Below are 18903 nucleotides of genomic sequence, written 5' to 3' on the forward strand. Positions count from 1 at the left end.
TCAACCGTCAATAGGGTTATTGATATTTAAAAGACGATCATGAAAACAAAATTACTTTTAGCAATATGCTTGTTAATTACAGGCATGACTTCTGCGCAATGGACAGAAGTTGGAGATATTATAGTAGGAGAATCTCCTTTAGCCTTTTTTGGGGAATCAGTTACTATTAGTGGAGATGGGAATTACATGGCAGCTGGACAGTTTTCGAGAGGAAGCTCAGCAAATGCAGACCTACCTGCCCCTGTTATAATTTATGAACGTAACGGGGTTAATTGGACGGAGATTGATCGTATAGATTCTCCAGTGGTTCCTGATGGAGATCTTGAACAAAGATTTGGAGAAGAAATTGAACTTAGCTATGACGGAAGTCGACTAGTTATAGGCAATCCAAAGTTATCTTTTGATGTAGTTCAAAATAGAGGCATCGTATCTGTATATGAAAGACAAGAAGATAATTCATACACGCAACTAGGGACAGATATTGTAAATCCTGGATCTGGATCTTATTTTGGGGGAGGCGTAAGTATAAGTTCAGACGGAACAACTGTCGCAGTAGGAAGACCTTTTTTAATTCCGAATGGTGCCGATGAAGGTTTGGTTTATACATTTAGATACGATGGGAATGATTGGGTGCAGTTTGGTCAAGTACTAGGCGGAAATACTACAAATGATTTACGTTTTGGAGAATCAGTTAGTTTAGACGAAGATGGTTCTATATTAATTGTAGGAATTCAAAGAGGAACTGACAGTGCTGTTCAAGGTGGTATGGATATTTATGAATATGATGATACTTCAGACACATGGATGCAATTAGGGAATCGAGTCATTGGTGATCTAGAAACATTTTTAGGAAGCGATCTAGAAATTACTCCTGATGGAAATACACTTATTGTTGGGGCAAGTGCAAATTTAGATATTGGAGAACCTTCATACATCGAAGTGTATCAAAGAGAAGGAGATGTTTTTGTGCTTAAAGGGAATAGAGTAGAATCTGAACTAGGATTTCAAGGCTATAGAGAATCTGTAAGTATTACAGATGATGGTAATACGATTGCTTTTGGAGCTCCTCTCATAGGAGATGGAATAGAGAATGTTGGAAATATAAAAATATATAACTTTCAGAATGGTGATTGGGTATTAAATGATGAATTTTTTGGAGAGATTATTTTTGAAGCTTTAGGAACAGATATAGCAATAAGTGGAGATGGAGCTGTGATTGTCTCTGGAGGACCATTCTATGATCCAACTAATAATAATGATGCTTTTGGTGGTGTACGTACTTATATCAATACGGATATCTTAAGTGTAGAAGAAACTACATTTACTACAGAAATTACAGCTTTCCCAAATCCTGTACATGATATTCTTACTGTCAATTTAGGAGAAAATCAAGCTCAAGTAACAATGACTATATATGATCTTTTAGGGCGTGCAGTCGTAACGAGATCTATTGAAAACCAAAATACATTTACAATAAACATGAACACATTGCCTAGAGGGATGTATATAGGCCAAATAGCTAGTGAAATAGGGAACACAGCTACCATACGATTAATAAAACAGTAGTGTTCAATGTTTTTAAAGAGCTTACTAACGGTAAGCTCTTTAACCATAATAATCATTTATTTCATTAAGAGATAATTGTATTACCTTTATAATCAACCTATGTATAACCCTGCTTTTTAGCAGGGTTATTTAATTTATATACAATACGTTTTGTATATAAACAGAGAGCCGTTATTAAAACGAACCGAAATTCGCTACATTTAATAACAGTTTTCAGGAGCTGTGGAAGAAGGTGTTCCTTGACAGTCTGGAAGACATAGACTATCTAAAATTGCTTTTTGTTACTCTTCATCTAATAGGGTAACCACTTCTAAATCTAAAAAAACTACTTTTCATGTCATATAGACCCTCATTAGACTAGACTAATAGATAACAATGAATAAAAAAGAGCTAGCCAAGTTGTTAAAGAAACACCATAAAGATGCTTTTTTATGGGCTAGTCACTGTTGTCATTATAATCAAGAAGAAGGAAAAGAAGTGTTACAACGCACTTATTTAAAAATAGCAGAAAAGAAAGCGATTTATAAAGAAAAATCAACATTCAAAACATGGTTATTTTCTGTGATTCGGTTTACAGCAATAGATTATTTAAAAAAGAAAAAAACCTATGAATCTTTAGAAAATGTGAAAATAGGAATAGAAGACACACCTTATGAGATTCATACAATTGATTATAAAAAGCTTTTAGAAAAATTACCAGAACGACAACACCAAGTACTGTTATTAGCATTCTATCATGAGATGACCCTAGCAGAAATAGCAACCATTACTCAATTACATATAGGTACTATTCGAACCCATTATGAAAGAGGAAAAGAAACCATGAAAACCTTAGTATTAAAAGAGAACGTATGAGCACAGAGAATAAAGAGATCAAATCCTTTTTTGACGATATGCGCAAAGAAGATTTAAAAAATACAATTCCTGAATTTGAAGCAGTATACCCTCAAAAAAGGAAATCAAAAATACGGTATATGATTCCGGTAGGAATTGCTGCTTCCTTGATACTAGGATTTGGGATATGGAATAAAAAATTAGAAACAATACCAGAACAAGATACATTGGTCATCAGTCTAGAAAACCAAGAAATAACAACAGATGTATTACTCTCTAATGACGTTTCTGTTTTTACTTGGGAGTCTTCAACGGCTTCATTAATAAACGATTTTAACGATTAAATTATATACAATGAAACACCTATTGATACTATTAATATGCATTGCTGGATACGGAAACATCTCAGCACAAGATACATTTCAAAGCGAATTATTCCCTGTAGAAACGGTATTGAAATATCGATCAGAATTAGAACTTTCAGAAGCTCAAGTCAGTACTATTAAAAAGATTTATAATGATAACATTTCCCTATTCAATGCTACAAAATGGGATTTAGATGCTATGCAAGTAGCTCTTAATAAACTCATTTCAGAAAGTAAAGTAGACGAGAAAACAGCACTTGAGACCATGGACAAAATCTCAGCTATGGAACAAAAGCTAAAAAGTCAACGACTTAAAATGCTCATCAAAATCAAAAACGAACTCACGACAAGTCAACAATCAAAACTCAAAGAGCTTAGAAAAGATAGTGATATTTCTACCTTTAAATTAACAACTCCAATTAGTGAAAATCCAAGAATCGTATTACGAGGTAGCGCTTCAAAAGATGGTAAAAGCCCTATGTATGTAATTATTGATAAAAATGGAGAGAAAAAATTTGTGAATGGAGAAGCTCAAAAAGGATTATTAGGCATTTCTCCAGACAATATAGAGAGTGTTAACGTTATAAAAGGCAAAGCAGCAACTACAACCTATGGTAAAGATGGTGAAAACGGAGTGGTAGTTATCAAACTTAAACAGTAAGGTGTAACCTAGATAGTTATATGAAAACATTATTCTATACTTTTTGTTTTCTTTTTTATGGAAGTCTATATGCACAAACAGTACGTGGTACGGTATACGATAGTGTAACTAAAGAACCCTTGCTTGGAGCCTCTGTATATTTTGAAGGCACTACCATAGGAGGCATTACTAATGAGCAAGGGGAGTTTTCGTTATATACAGACATCACGAGTACTTCACAACTGGTAGTCACCTATCTGGGATATACAGATGTTGTACTAAATGCATCTGGAAAAAAACCATTGACCATCTATCTAGCTCCTAAAGAAGAATCTCTTGATGAGGTGGTCGTGACAGCTACACCATTATTTACAAGAGAACAATTATTGATAGCTTTTCGTAGGCAATTTTTAGGAACCACAAAAGCTGGAAAATCCTGCAAAATTCTTAATGAAGAGGCACTTAGATTACGTTATAATGCTTCTAAAAATCAATTAATAGTAAGCTCCAATGAGGTATTACGTGTAAAAAACCCATATCTAGGATATGAAATACGTTTCCGTTTATACGACTGTAAAATTTCCTATTTCAGAAAATCTATATCCCCTTTTGATGTGCAACAATCCTATTATGCAGGTACTAGCTTCTTTGTTGATGAAAAAAAAGACATCAGAAAATATAAGAAAAGAAGACAAGAAGTATTTGAAGGCTCTTCCTTGCATTTTATGCGAACAGTAGCAACAGAAAAATGGGATGAAGAAGACTTTGCTATTTATAAAAAAGGATTCCCAACATATCCTAAAATACACTTTATAGTAAGCGATACCTTAGGCATTAAGAAAGTACAACTTACAGGTCCCGTTGCCATTTTATATGACAATAAAAAACGCTCTAATGTACGCCCTAAATATACCCATTACACCATTGATGGCTTCGGAAATTTCTACCCTCCAGATGCATTAGTTTTTAGTGGACTTATGGGACAACAACGTTTAGGAGATGCTCTTCCATTAGATTACGGGTTGTGATTTTTTTAATTCCGCTTTCGCGAAAGCGTATAATAACAACCTACTATTTTTAATACTGTAATCTCTGGAAATCCTAAATTAGGGATACCAATTCGTACTAGATTCTCAAAATTCAGAATTCAGGTGTAAAAATGAAAATATGCACATAATAGGTGTAAACGTGCTTTTAATCTTGTCTAAATCACGAATATGAGCCATAAATAAGGTTTTCTATTTTTTATATATTTTGCAATAAATATATATAACCATGAAACAGCTACTATCCTTATTCATATTCTTTTTTGTTTTTAGTAATCCATTACTAGCGCAAGAGAGTACAACTCCATTAAGTGACTATACCTGGAAGAGAGGAAAAACAGCAGCCGAAGATGGATACGTAGTACTAAAATCTGGGAAACGATTAGAAGGAGTCATTGTGTTAAAAGGCTCTGAGAATACGGTGGAAGAAGTGATTTTTGAGGGAGAAGGAAAAAAAATAGAATTTCCTATTGCAGCACTAAAATCGTATGGACTTCTTAGGAAAATAAATGCAAACGGACAAAGTACTTCAGCAAATGGACCTATCAATGATAGCCCTGAGAGTATGTATGAATGGAGAGATATGGGAGTGGTTATGAATAAAAAGATTACAAGCACACAACCTAGAGATGGCTATGTCATTTTAAAAAATGGAACCCGTTATGATGGCCTATTAAAACTAAGAAGAAAAGATGGTGTTCTTAGTAATTATCAGGTAAAAGGAGATAAGAGGTATAAAGGCGATATTTCAGAAGTAGCAAGATATGGGTATACGGTTAGTGAAGAAAGTGTGGTACAAGAAAATCTAGAAAAACAAGCAAATAAATTTTATCCTGGCAGTATTCAAACAAAAACAGGAATGCAAGAAGGGGAAATATCAACGGTAAGCAATCAAAAATTTTATAGTAATAAAATTATTTTTAAAGATGACAAAGGCGCCATGACCGAGTATGTGCCTAGTACATTAACTTCTTTTTCTCAAGAGATAAAAGGAAAAACCAAAAAATATGTAGCGTATAAAGACACGTTTGTCCAAGAAGATTTCTCTGGAGATACGTTTCAACTATTTAGAAACCCCTATCCTACATCAACCAATAAATTTTTAACAGGATTAGTAAAAGAAACAGTTGCCATAGGGACAAATGCAGCTGCACAAGGAATTGCAAAAAAAGATGCCAAAAAGAATGGTTACGAAACTCGTATGGATAGTATCATTGCAAATTCACCACCTGAAGATTTAATAGGAATACGTGATGGCCTTGTAAAACTAAGCGGATATACTACTGCAGAAGAACTTCAAGAAAAGAGCGATAACGAATCCTTAAAAAATAATATAAACGCACTAAATCTTGCATTAGCTGGTTATGAAGTGCGTAATAGCGAAGGAGGACTTTATAATAAAGAATGGATTATTTTAAATAAAAAATCAGGAGAAGAAACGGTGATTTATAAAGCAAAATATAAAACGTTAATGGAACCGCTCTTAAAAGGATGTTATGAATATCTTTCATTAGATCGAGGCGATCAACGTTCTTATGAAAAATGGTCTAATATTGAGCAGACTATCAAAATGTTAGACGGCTGTTACTAATCCTAGTTTACTAAAAAATATATCTGCGTATTTCTGATAACTTTCAATGATTGTTGCGACCAAGTTTCTAGCTATAAAAGAAACTAAAACTTAAAAAAATGAGCACAATCAGATTAGGAGACATCGCACCAGATTTTACCGCACCTACAACCGAAGGAGATATCAATTTTCACGAATGGTTAGGAGATAGTTGGGGGATTTTATTTTCACATCCCGCAGACTATACACCTGTATGTACTACAGAATTAGGAACTGTAGCACAATATACAGACGAATTCAATAAACGTAATGTAAAAGTTGCTGCACTAAGTGTAGATGGAGTTGCGTCACACCATGGATGGATTAAAGATATTAATGAAACGCAAAACACCACTGTAAACTTCCCAATAATAGGAGATGAGGATAAAAAAGTAGCTAATCTTTACGGTATGATTCATCCCAATGCAGATAATACCCTTACAGTACGTTCTGTATTCTTAATTGGACCAGATAAAAAAGTAAAACTAACCCTTACGTATCCAGCAGCCACGGGAAGAAATTTTGATGAATTGTTACGTGTCGTAGACTCTTTGCAATTAACAGCCTACTATAAAGTTGCCACACCTGCCAACTGGAAACAAGGCGATGACTGCGTTATTGTACCTTCAGTAACCAATGAGCAAATCCCAGAACTATTTCCTAAAGGACATACAGAAGTAAAACCGTATCTTAGACTCACCCCACAACCTAATATTGAGTAAAATCATTCCCGCGAACCTGCCGGCAGGCAGGGGCGGGAGTTTGTTTCTTTTTTAGAGATAAATAGTGTTACCCAATGACAAAGCAACTTCTTGTAACTATAGTAGGTCCATGACCAGGAATGAACTCATACATAGGGACAAATATGATAATGAAGACTATTAGAAAAGCAAAGAATTTTATGTAAGAAGAAGATGCTTTTCTAGCATCAACATAATCAAAATCAATAATATTAGTATTTTGTTCCATACTATAAAAATAAGGAAAAATAGTGAGCACATACCATCCAAACCAATCTTACGCACAGGTGCGTTTGCCTTCAGAAGACCTAACAGCTGATATGGATTTTTTTATCCAACTCGGATTTCGCTTAGATAAAATCTTCCCAGCAGACAATCCTGCGGTAGCGATGCTTTCTGGATTTGGAATGCATATGGTATTAGATAAAAGAGTCGTGAGCCCGCCTGCGGTTATCAATATAATTACAGATTATCCAGAAACCATTGCACAAGGAAAAACAGAACTCACAGCACCCAACGGTGCTGTGATTCATATCTTACCTAGAACCCAAACGCTAGTAACCCCAAGTACAAAACATCATTTTGAAGTACGCAAACTTACGGAAGGCGAATCTTGGGTGATTGGTCGTGCTGGAATGTTATATCGCGACCTTATCCCCGATCGATTGGGTGGTAGTATTATCGCCTCTCATATTAGAATCCCTAATGGCGGTCCGGTACCCGATATGGTACATTATCATACCATTGGATTTCAATTAATATTCTGTAAAAGCGGATGGGTGAAATTGGTATATGAAGACCAAGGTCCTCCATTTATTTTACACGCAGGCGATTGTGTCACCCAACCTCCAGAAATACGGCATCGTGTATTGGAAGCTTCAGATAATCTAGAAGTGATTGAGATAGGAGTTCCCGCCGAGCATATGACAACCATTGACCACGAATTAGAACTCCCAACAAAGACCTATAATCCTGATAGGCTTTTTCAGGGGCAACGTTTTTGTCATCATCAATTAAAAGATGCCGTTTGGGACGATTGGCGTTTATCGGGTTTCCGCTTTCGCGAAAGCGGAATTAAAGAAGCAACCCAAGGAGATGCTTCTGTACAGGTAATACAGGCCGTTCAGGCATTACGAGAAACACCACCTGTAAGTCATACCACAGATATTCTATTTAGCTTTATCCTATCTGGATCGATGACATTAGAAGCAGAAAATCAAGAAACGCAATCACTTACTCAAGGTGACGCTTTTGTCATCCCTCCGGAGATGAAATATTGCTTTAAAAACATCTCTGAAGATTTAGAACTGCTGGAAGTAGCACTGCCAGGAAATTTCGAGACTACACTATATTAAAATAGTTTTCTTTGAAAATTTAATGATAGTAAAAAAGACTCTTTATCCTTTAAACGGATTTCTTACCTTTAGGTCTTAAAAATTAATTATGAAATATAGTTTTCTTGTTTGTATGGCTTTGCTATCGTACTCTTTGTATGCGCAAAACCTGATGATTAATAATGCTACAATTATAGATGTGCACACTGGAGAATTAGTAGAAAAACAACAGTTGCTTATCGAAAATGGGGTGATTACTAAAATCAGTAAAAAAGCCTTAAAAAATAAAAATAAGTATCAGGTCATTGATGTAAATGGTAAATACTTAATGCCAGGAATGATAGATACTCATATTCATTTTTTCCAAACAGGAAGTTTATACACACGTCCCGATGCAATTGATCTAACCAGTGTCGTTTCGTATGAAGAAGAGCTTGCATTTGCAGAAGAACTCGTTAATGATAGTTTTAAACGTTACTTGCGCTTAGGAATCACTACCGTAATGGATGTAGGTGGACCTTTTTCTAATTTTAAAGTTCGCGATACTATTGCTGCAGAGAATACATCTCCTAATGTATATGTTACAGGACCATTATTTTCTCCGTATCAACCAGAAGCGCTTGCAAAAACAGCTGATGTGCCCATCGCAAAAATCACTTCGATAGAAGATGCAACAGCACTATTCAATAAAATGTTACCCTATAAACCAGATTTTATTAAAATCTGGTACATTGCTAGCCCAGAAATACCCGCAGAGAAGACCTACCCTATTGTAAAACATATTGCTCAACTAGCCCATGATAATAGTCTTAAGCTTGCAGTGCATGCAACTCAGCTCAACACAGCAATATTAGCAGTAAAAGCAGGAGCAGATATTCTTGTACATAGTGTTGATGATAAAGAAGTCACAGAAGAATTTGCCCAATTACTTAAAGAGAATAATGTTACCTATGTACCTACATTAATTGTCTCAAAAAATTACTTTACTTCTTTTACAGGAACACCGAGTAATCATGCGCAAGATTTAAATTTTGCCAACCCTAAAACATATCGTTCTCTTACAGACGTACAACGTTATACTAAAGAAACAATGCCAGCTGTTTTAAAACGTTTTCAAGGGAATACAGATGGTTTTCTAAAGTATTATGATGCAAATACAGTTCTTATGAATAAGAATCTCAAATTCTTACAAGAGCAAGGAGTTAATATTGCTACAGGCACTGATGCAGGGAATATAGGTACGATGCATGCTTCTTCTTATCTACAAGAAATTGAGGCCATGGAAAAAGGAGGGCTCACTAGTTTACAATTATTAAAAGCAGCTACTATAAATGCGGCGCGTGGTTTCGGTTTAGAAAACATATTAGGTAGTATTAAAGAAGGGAAAGTAGCAGATATCATTATACTTGATGAAAACCCAATAACAGATATTCAGAACCTTACTACAATAGAATCAGTTATTAAAGATGGAGCAATTTTAAAAGTTTCTGATATTATAAAAGAAACACCAGAGCAAATTGTACAACGTCAAGTCAATGCATATAACGCAAGAGATATAGACGCTTTCATAGCAACCTATGCAGATGATGTTGAGTTCTTTAATTTTCCTAATGAACCTGGATCAAAAGGAAAAGAGGCTTTACGAAATCAATTTAATGCTATGTTTAAGCGTGTTCCAAACCTTTATTGTGAGATCAAGAAACGTATCGTTATCGGAAATAAGGTGATAGACAGAGAACATGTACGTTTTGGAGATCAATACTCTGATGTTGTTGCTATCTATGAAATAGAAAATGGTAAAATTTCAAAAGTTACTTTTTTGGAATAATGATAATACTTTGAATATGATTACAAGTCATATGAAGTAAAACACATCAACTAGTAAAGTAAGATGTGATTATTATAAAGGTCTGATCTAATAGGTATCAAATTAATTTACTAATTTACGTAGCCTAACCCACATGTATCTTTATGACACCATCACCTAACACGCCAAAAACGTACTGGAAAAAAAACCTCAAATACCTTTTTGTATTACTTCTGATATGGTTTGCTGTTTCATATGGAGCTGGCATTCTCTTTAAAGATACTTTAGACACCATTCGCTTAGGAGGATTCCCGCTAGGATTTTGGTTTGCACAACAAGGATCTATCTATGTATTTGTCATTCTCATTTTTGTATATGTCTGGTTAATGAATCGATTAGACAAAAAACATGGGTATGATGAATAATGCAATAACGTATAAGGCATTAAAAATGTATCTAAAAAAAATAATCTTTGGAGTTTTAATTATAAGCTTAACCGCTTGTCAATACAATAACAAAAAAGAAGATTTATATGAAACTGCCATTGTAGAGAATACTTCAATCCAACAGGAAAGTTCGCAATTCCCAAATCCGAAGGGATATGTTAATGATTTTGAAGGAATTTTTTCTACTGAGCAACTAAAAACACTTGAAAACAGGCTAATTAGCTATGAAAAAAAGACAACAAAAGAGCTTGTCGTAATAACTATAGATTCTATGTTGCCTTATGATACTATCGATGATTTTTCAACAGCAATAAGTAATCATTGGGGGATTGGTAAAAAAGAAAAAAACAATGGACTCTTAATTGTTATCAGTAAAAAGCTTCAGAAAATTAGAATCTCAACTGGATTAGGAACTGAAAAAATTCTAACAGATGAGATATGTAAAAACATTATTGATCAAATCAGTATTCCAGCATTTAAAAAAGGAGATTTCTATGATGGAACTGAAAAAACAATAATGGCATTAATAAATAAGTGGGATTAAATTAATTAGAAAATTGCTTTCATATATGCCGAGAGTTAAACATATAAAATCATTTCATAAACCATTACACAAATGAACGTACAAACCTGGACATATATACTTGTAGGCGTCACGTTTGCCATTTATATAGGCATTGCGATATGGTCTCGCGCAGGATCTACCAAAGAGTTTTATGTTGCTGGAGGCGGTGTATCTCCATGGGCAAATGGAATGGCCACTGCTGCCGATTGGATGAGTGCTGCTTCGTTTATTTCGATGGCAGGGATTATCTCTTTTGGAGGGTATGACGGTTCTGTATATCTCATGGGATGGACAGGAGGCTATGTACTTCTGGCATTATTATTAGCACCTTATCTCCGGAAGTTTGGAAAGTTTACCGTCCCTGATTTTATAGGCGATCGTTATTATTCAAAAACAGCTAGAGTCGTAGCTGTACTGTGCGCGTTACTTGTCTCGTTTACCTATGTTGCCGGGCAAATGCGTGGTGTAGGATTGGTATTTTCTAGATTTCTAGAAGTAGATATTAATACAGGCGTTATTATCGGAATGGCAATTGTACTGTTTTATGCGGTACTCGGTGGCATGAAAGGGATTACCTATACGCAGGTAGCACAATACTGCGTATTGATTTTTGCGTTTATGGTACCTGCTATTTTTATCTCTATTCAAATGACAGGAAACCCAATTCCACAAGTAGGGATGGGTGGCACAGTAGAAGATGGCACCTATCTTTTAGATAAACTCAACGGACTCTCACAAGACTTAGGATTTGCACAATATACCAATGGATCTAAATCAAAAGTAGATGTATTTATGATCACTTTGGCATTAATGGTAGGAACTGCTGGATTACCACATGTGATTGTCAGGTTTTTTACGGTAAAGCGTGTGAAAGATGCCCGTAAATCGGCAGGAATTGCCTTGTTGCTGATTGCTATTTTATATACCACAGCACCAGCTGTTGCGGTATTTGCAAGGACTAATATGATTACTACTGTAAGTGATCAACCGTATTCAGAAATGCCAGAATGGTTTACCAAATGGGAAGAAACAGGACTCATTACGTTTGAAGATAAAAATGGCGATGGAAAAGTGCAGTATACCGCTTTCGCGAAAGCAGAAAATGGACAACCTGCAAATGAACTTACAGTCGATAGAGATATCATGGTATTAGCAAACCCTGAGATTGCCAACCTTCCTGCATGGGTGATTGCCCTTGTAGCCGCCGGCGGACTCGCAGCTGCATTGTCTACAGCAGCAGGATTATTACTTGTAATCTCATCTTCAGTATCGCATGACTTGGTAAAGAAAACATTTAAACCAGATTTAACAGATAAGCAAGAACTATGGATTGCACGCGGTGCTGCAACAGTTGCTGTTGTCATTGCAGGTTATTTTGGAATTGATCCACCAGGATTTGTTGCTGCTGTTGTTGCGCTTGCTTTTGGACTAGCTGCTGCCTCTTTCTTTCCTGCTATTGTGTTAGGGATTTTCTATAAAAAAATGAATAAAGAAGGCGCTGTTGCTGGAATGATTGTCGGTATTACCCTCATGATTTTTTATATGCTGAAGTTTAAGTTTGGTGTTTTTGACGGAGGAAAAACTGCAGTAGCGGGACTTCAAAAAGAGTGGTGGTTTGGGATTTCACCAGAAGGATTTGGAAGTATTGCTATGATTGTTAATTTTATAGTAGCCCTTATTGTAAATCGTTTTACACCAGATCCACCAGAAGAAGTTCAAGAAATTGTAGAAACCATTAGAATTCCAAGTGGTGCTGGAGAAGCAAGTAGTCATTAGTACGCTTTATCGCTTTGCTCTCCCTTTGGTTATGAATGGCGCAAGTTTGGTTTTCGCTCCTGCCTGCTGACAGGCTGGTCTCGCAAGTTCAATTTCGCGAAAGCGTATACGTTAAAATTCTAATTAATATACTTAAGAAGTAATTCTAAGAGTTGCTCTGTCTTGTAGGGTTTTACAATAGCATCATCAATACCATAAGAACCAAAATCTTTTTCTGGGTTGATCGCATTGATCGCTGTTAAGGCAATAATAGGAGTATTTAATCCAATATTACGAATCTCTCTACTAGAATCAAGTCCATTCATTACTGGCATGTTTACATCCATAAGAATGGCATCATAGGATTGCTCTTTTACTTTTTCTATAGCATCGAGTCCATTATCTGCAATACCGTGTAACATACCGTGTTGCTCAAGTACTTTTTGTGTCACCAACTGATTAATCTTATTATCGTCGACGATTAAGATTTTCTTGTCTTGTAACTTTTTTATGCATACATCTTCTACTGATCTACTCTCCTCTGAGAATACATTCTTCGAAAAAGTCAACACACAAGAAAAAGTAGTTCCTTTACCATAAGTACTTTCAAACATGAGTTTACTTCCTAAAATAGTAAGAATTCTATTTACTATTGGAAGTCCAAGACCAGTACCTTCATATTTACTTAGATTGGTGCCTTGAATAAACTCTTCAAATATTTTTTCCTGTTGCTCCTCTGGAATACCAATACCAGTATCTTTAATCATAAATAGAAGCGATACATTTTGATTATCTACACGTTGTTTTTTTACAATAACATCAACACGTCCATCTTGTGTAAACTTACTGGCATTGCTTACCAAGTTCATTAATATCTGCGAGATTTTAACTTGGTCACCCACTAATGTTTTAGGAATGGTAGGGTCTATATCAATATAAACAGAGTTGTTATTTTGCTGATTAATAAACTCAAACGACTGTGTAATACTATGAATAAGTGCTTCTAATTTAAAATTACTATTTTGAATAACTTGTCCCGTTTGAGACTCTAGCTTGTTTAAATTTAATACATCATTTACCAAGGCAAGAAGATAATCTGCAGAAAATTTAAGAGAGGTAAGATCTTCTAAATGGCTCTGAAGTTTTGGATCTTTAAGTAAGATAGAAGATAAACCTATGATACCGTATAGAGGTGTGCGCAGCTCATGACTAATGGTTGAGAAAAGTTGTGTTTTTGCTTGTGTAAGCTTTTCAGATTTTTCTTTGGCTTCTAAATATTGTTGGTTTTTGGCTTTTAGATCTTTTAATAATTTAAAACGTTTACGTCGCACATATAATAAAAGTCCAATAAAAAGTAATAAAATACTTCCTGCTATTAAGGAGAACGTAGAGAGTAGTTTACTCTTAGATGCTTTTTGTTGTGCTAGAAGCTTTTCAAGTTCCGAAGCTTTTAATCGCTGTTCATATTGATCTAAATTAAATTTGGAACGTGCAATTTGTTGTTGTAAAATCTTATCAGCTTCATATCGTTCGTCTCTTAAAGAATCATATTGTTTCCTAACAACATTTACTTGTTCATACTGTGCTGTTTCGTCATACGCCTGTAATAAGTATTTGTAGTTGTTAAATAATGTTTCTTCTTGGTATTTGTCTTTCCCAATCTCCATAGATTTTTGGATATACTCTATGGCTTTATCATATTGTTTTTTTTGTAAATAAATAGCTCCTTGTACGTGATATACAGTAGCCATATATTCATCTTTACGATCTTCTAAAATAGGAGAATTAGATGCCATAGGCAATGTCTTATCGACATAGTATTGCGCTTTATCTGGCTCTTTAATACCTATATAAAGTTCAGAGAGATTATTTAGAGAAATAAAATTAAAACGATCGTCTTTTGCTTCTTGCCCTATTTTAAGGGATTTTTCGAAATATGAAATTGCTTTTTTAGGATCTTCTTTAAAATAGGTGTTTCCTAAATTAATATAGGAGACTCCAGTAAGAAGCGTATCTTTTTCGCGTTTAGCTCTTGCAAGCGTTTTATTAAAAAGCTCATCTGCTTTATCTATATCGTCTAGTTGTATAAATGTATTTCCTAATACAGATATAAGACCTCTTTCTCCAGCTTTATATTCAATATCACGTGCGTTATTAATAAGGTCTGGGGCTTTTTCTATAACCTTATCGTAATTAGCTTTATAAAAGTCATTACGTAAAATAGCAATCATAGAATCTATTTGAACACTGGTATAGGTATACGGAATATCTGTGAGATTTTCAGAATGTTGCAATTCCTGCGCTGTTATAGGAAGACATAACAGGCAAAAGAAAACAAGTAAGATATTCGGGGTTTTAAACATCAAATTAGTTTGGGATCAGAAATATAACTATTTTATCTTTAAATAGATACGCATATGTATTAATATTTTGTCTAAAATCGTAAGATATGCAGATTTTGAGTATATAAACCTCTTTTTTTAGGAAAACCGTATGTATAATATGTTTTTAACCCGTTGTGTATTTAGATGTTTATTGTTCTGATTTTCTAGTAAAATTTTCAATCCTTTACCTCAATGCTAAAGGAAGAACTAAAGATTTCGTCGATATTCCTTTTCGGATTAGGTAAAAATCGATGAAATTACTCAAAATGCACAATAGGTGTTTTTATAAAAATTGTTTAGATCAAATTAACGTGATTTCTATAGTGTCGAAGATTGTTTGAATACATTTAAAGTGGTAATTTTAATGATTCTAAATGTAGTATTGATATATGAATTTATACCATATCCAAAATCTCGAACATTATTTTCAAGTATATCGCCATTCTGTAGATCAGCCAGAGCAATTTTGGGAACAAATTGCTAAAAAGAATTTTGTTTGGCAAAAACCATGGAATACTGTTTTAAACTGGAATTCAGATACCGCAGAAGTTCGCTGGTTTGAAGGAGCACAACTCAATATTACAGAAAACTGTATAGACAGGCATTTAGAAACTCGCGGAGATAAAACGGCTATTCTTTTTGAACCGAATAATCCTAAGGATCCTGCAGAACATATTACCTATAAAGAACTCCATACCCGCGTATGTAAATTTGCCAATGTATTAAAAGATAAAGGCATCAAAAAAGGAGATCGTATCTGTATTTATTTACCGATGATTCCTGAGCTCGCTATTGCAGTTTTAGCCTGCGCACGTATTGGTGCGATACATTCGGTGGTATTTGCAGGGTTTTCGGCAACTGCACTCTCAACCCGTATTAATGATGCCAAGTGTAGCATGGTAATTACCAGTGATGGCTCTTTTCGCGGAAGCAAAACCATAGACCTTAAAGGCATTGTAGATGAAGCCCTAGAAGAGACTCCTACTATAGAAAACGTGCTTGTTGTCAAAAGAATTCACTCAGACATCATGATAAAAGAAGGACGAGATCATTGGGTACAACCTTTAGTAGATGCAGCATCTGCTCACTGTCCTATTGAACTCATGGATGCAGAAGACCCTTTATTTATTTTGTATACATCAGGATCTACTGGAAAACCCAAAGGAATGGTACATACCACTGCAGGATATATGGTTTATAGCGCATATACATTTAAGAATGTGTTCCAGTATGAAGAAGAAGATATCTATTGGTGTACGGCTGATATAGGATGGATTACTGGGCATAGTTATATTGTATACGGACCCTTAGCAAATGGTGCAACAACCGTGATGTATGAAGGCGTACCTTCCTATCCTGATTGGGGACGATTTTGGGAGATTGTTCAAAAGCATAAGATCACCCAATTTTATACGGCACCCACAGCGATACGCGCATTGGCCAAAGAGAATTTAGAATTTGTCGAAATATATAACCTCACTTCTCTGAAAGTTTTAGGTACCGTAGGCGAACCAATTAACGAAGAAGCATGGCATTGGTATAATGATAACATCGGGAAGAAGCGAAGTCCCATTGTAGATACATGGTGGCAAACCGAAACGGGCGGTATTATGATTAGTCCTATTCCATTTGCAACACCTACTATTCCTACATTTGCAACCTTGCCATTACCCGGTATTCAACCCGCATTGATGGATGAACATGGAAAGGAGATAGAAGGCAACCAGGTCGACGGCCGTCTTTGTGTCAAATTTCCATGGCCATCCATGGCGCGAACTATTTGGGGAAATCACCAACGCTATATAGATACGTATTTTTCCGCTTTCGCGAAAAAGTACTTCACCGGTGATGGCGCTTTTAGAGATGCCACAGGATATTACCGCATCACAGGTCGTGTAGACGATGTCATTATTGTGTCAGGACATAATCTAGGAACTGCACCCATCGAAGATGCGATCAATGAACATCCCGCTGTCGCCGAAAGTGCCATTGTAGGCTTTCCACATGATATTAAAGGAAATGCACTATACGGATATGTGATTCTAAAAGAAACCGGCGAAACTAGAAATCACGACAATCTTCGTAAAGAAATCAATCAGGTCATTACTGAAAAAATAGGACCTATCGCTAAGCTTGATAAAATTCAATTTACCATAGGACTCCCTAAAACTCGCTCAGGAAAAATCATGCGTCGTATTCTTCGTAAAATTGCTCACGGCGAAAGCGATCAGCTAGGGGATATCAGCACATTACTCAACCCTGAAGTGGTGGAAGCGGTGATACAGGAAGCATTGTAATCCCTCATTACTGAAACAAGTTTAGCACAGGCTCTAGCCTTCTCCCTTGAAGAGAAGGGATTTTTTGGTGATTTCGCTTTCGCGAAATGGTGACGAATGTATCTTATTATTCGTCTATAAGTACTATTGTCACACATAGCCTATCGAAGTGCTCGATTTTAAAACTAAAATGTATGGATTTCCCCTCTATGAAGAGGGGAGTAAGGGGTGTGTGATCTATTCATGTAATAAAATCTCATTCTTATCTCTAAATCAAAAATAGAGTAGTACTCTAATTTAGAGTGTTACTCTATTTTTCTTCTTTTTAGTTTAATTAGAAACTGAAATGATTGAATTAATTAATTTATGTAAAATATTTATTATTAGATATTTACATATTTTTGAAGTAGAATATTGATAACAAATAATCTATCGCCTAAAATTTGACATATCCCTTTTTTTTGATATCTATTTTTGGATTGAATGTTCAAAAGGAGATTCTGAAAATCCTTTAAAGAGTAAGAATAATTCATAAATTATAAAATTATGAAAGGCTTTAAAAATGGCTATAAACCTACACAGCAAGATTTAGATAATCGCGCTAATCACCTGAATCCTAATAATAAATTATATAAAGGGAAGAAAAAATGATGTTGAATTTATATGAGACGACTGTAATATCATAGTCGTCTCATTAAATAGATAATGATGAAATTATTATTTGAAAGTATACATAATTATTACGTAAAAAATATCCATTTAATTGAAGAATTTGCTTTAGTTTTTTTGGCTGCTAAACATGGTACACCCGAAGCTGTTCAAGCCGTTCTTCAAAATGTAAAGGAACGTTCAGAGACTAATGAGCAGTTTTTTGATATTTTATTGAGAGAAGAGTTTTATCTGTCAGAGATAAAATGTATAGGAGAACCTATTGAAAATGCTGATAATATGTCAGAGGTGTTTCTTAATTTATACAAAAGCAATATGATGTATAAGACATTGGAATTTGAAGAGTTAGGAGCTATTTTGAGAAAGATGACTGCAATTCCAGTATTCGGAATTATAGGAGCAGCTATTATAGGAATAATTGATGTACTCAAAATAACAAAAGTTCCAATATCAAAAGTAAGAGAAGAAATAGGTATAGAACACCGTGATACATTTGCAAAGTGGTTGACGTATTATTTTCCTAAAGGTCAGTATACTAAAGAAGGAAAAGAAGTTCCTATGTACAAAGGGAAGAAAACGATGAGTCTATATGACTATATAAAACTATATAATTTTTTTCTTGGAACTGATCAGAAACAAGAGGGTTGTAAGCCTACTAGCTTAGAAATTATTAATCGTATTAAAAATAGAATAATTGTTAGTAAAGACGATTTAAAAAAGCAGAAAAAGAAACGAAGTAAAGCTTTAAAAGAGGCAATTAATTTTCTTAATGAAGAAGAAGAACATGCAGAAAATCCTATTCCCAATGCAAATAAATACCCATACAGTATTGCATTACGTATTGGAGAAGTAATGGATTTGTGATGA

General features: G+C 34.9%; 15 protein-coding genes. 14 read left to right on the forward strand and 1 reads right to left on the reverse strand.

Features of this window, described 5'->3' with window-relative positions:
• Window positions 1–39: 39 nt before the first annotated feature.
• The 12 genes from Q1A60_RS06645 (at window position 40) to Q1A60_RS06700 (ending at window position 12728) form a co-directional block, all read left to right on the forward strand.
• The gene (locus Q1A60_RS06645) at window positions 40–1566 is read left to right on the forward strand and encodes a T9SS type A sorting domain-containing protein (RefSeq protein WP_299764264.1); all 1527 of its coding nucleotides are present in this window, start codon (window positions 40–42) and stop codon (window positions 1564–1566) included.
• A 375-nt stretch (window positions 1567–1941) separates the two neighbouring features.
• Window positions 1942–2421, forward strand: coding sequence for a sigma-70 family RNA polymerase sigma factor (locus Q1A60_RS06650; protein ID WP_299764262.1), 480 nt, complete (start codon window positions 1942–1944; stop codon window positions 2419–2421).
• Entirely contained in the window at window positions 2418–2744 is a 327-nt protein-coding gene (locus Q1A60_RS06655) for a hypothetical protein (RefSeq protein WP_299764261.1), read from the forward strand. Before Q1A60_RS06650 ends, Q1A60_RS06655 begins: the two co-directional genes overlap by 4 nt.
• 10 nt (window positions 2745–2754) lie before the next feature.
• Window positions 2755–3426 (forward strand): TonB-dependent receptor plug domain-containing protein, encoded by a 672-nt coding sequence (locus tag Q1A60_RS06660; protein ID WP_299764259.1) that lies wholly within the window; start codon window positions 2755–2757, stop codon window positions 3424–3426.
• A 20-nt stretch (window positions 3427–3446) separates the two neighbouring features.
• Window positions 3447–4433, forward strand: a complete 987-nt coding sequence (locus tag Q1A60_RS06665) for a carboxypeptidase-like regulatory domain-containing protein (protein WP_299764257.1) — start codon at window positions 3447–3449, stop codon at window positions 4431–4433.
• Window positions 4434–4680: 247 nt separating this feature from the next.
• Window positions 4681–6042, forward strand: a complete 1362-nt coding sequence (locus tag Q1A60_RS06670; RefSeq protein WP_299764255.1) for a hypothetical protein — start codon at window positions 4681–4683, stop codon at window positions 6040–6042.
• 98 nt (window positions 6043–6140) lie between these two features.
• On the forward strand, window positions 6141–6782 hold the full coding sequence (locus tag Q1A60_RS06675; RefSeq protein ID WP_299764253.1) for a peroxiredoxin: 642 nt from the start codon (window positions 6141–6143) through the stop codon (window positions 6780–6782).
• Between the two features lie 269 nt (window positions 6783–7051).
• Window positions 7052–8155, forward strand: coding sequence for a cupin domain-containing protein (locus Q1A60_RS06680; RefSeq protein ID WP_299764251.1), 1104 nt, complete (start codon window positions 7052–7054; stop codon window positions 8153–8155).
• Between the two features lie 88 nt (window positions 8156–8243).
• A complete protein-coding gene (locus tag Q1A60_RS06685; protein ID WP_299764249.1) occupies window positions 8244–9962 on the forward strand; it encodes an amidohydrolase family protein in 1719 nt (572 codons plus the stop codon).
• A 143-nt stretch (window positions 9963–10105) separates the two neighbouring features.
• Window positions 10106–10366, forward strand: coding sequence for a DUF4212 domain-containing protein (locus Q1A60_RS06690; protein ID WP_299764247.1), 261 nt, complete (start codon window positions 10106–10108; stop codon window positions 10364–10366).
• Window positions 10356–10931: a TPM domain-containing protein gene (locus tag Q1A60_RS06695; protein WP_299764245.1), complete on the forward strand. Its 576-nt coding sequence runs from the start codon at window positions 10356–10358 to the stop codon at window positions 10929–10931. The genes Q1A60_RS06690 and Q1A60_RS06695 overlap by 11 nt, the downstream gene beginning before the upstream one ends.
• A gap of 72 nt (window positions 10932–11003) precedes the next feature.
• Window positions 11004–12728 (forward strand): sodium:solute symporter family protein, encoded by a 1725-nt coding sequence (locus Q1A60_RS06700; protein ID WP_299764243.1) that lies wholly within the window; start codon window positions 11004–11006, stop codon window positions 12726–12728.
• A gap of 119 nt (window positions 12729–12847) precedes the next feature.
• Here the strand turns inward: Q1A60_RS06700 and Q1A60_RS06705 are convergent, their stop codons facing one another.
• Window positions 12848–15001 (reverse strand): response regulator, encoded by a 2154-nt coding sequence (locus Q1A60_RS06705; RefSeq protein ID WP_299764241.1) that lies wholly within the window; start codon window positions 14999–15001, stop codon window positions 12848–12850.
• Window positions 15002–15480: 479 nt separating this feature from the next.
• On the opposite strand from Q1A60_RS06705, the gene acs reads away from it, so the two are divergent.
• Window positions 15481–17388 carry an acetate--CoA ligase gene (gene acs, locus Q1A60_RS06710; RefSeq protein ID WP_299764239.1) on the forward strand — a complete coding sequence of 636 codons (1908 nt, stop codon included), beginning with the start codon at window positions 15481–15483 and terminating at the stop codon, window positions 17386–17388.
• Window positions 17389–18072: 684 nt separating this feature from the next.
• Window positions 18073–18900, forward strand: a complete 828-nt coding sequence (locus Q1A60_RS06715; RefSeq protein ID WP_300007444.1) for a hypothetical protein — start codon at window positions 18073–18075, stop codon at window positions 18898–18900.
• Window positions 18901–18903: the final 3 nt, after the last annotated feature.

It is taken from the genome of uncultured Dokdonia sp. (assembly GCF_947492535.1).
Lineage (GTDB): Bacteria > Bacteroidota > Bacteroidia > Flavobacteriales > Flavobacteriaceae > Dokdonia.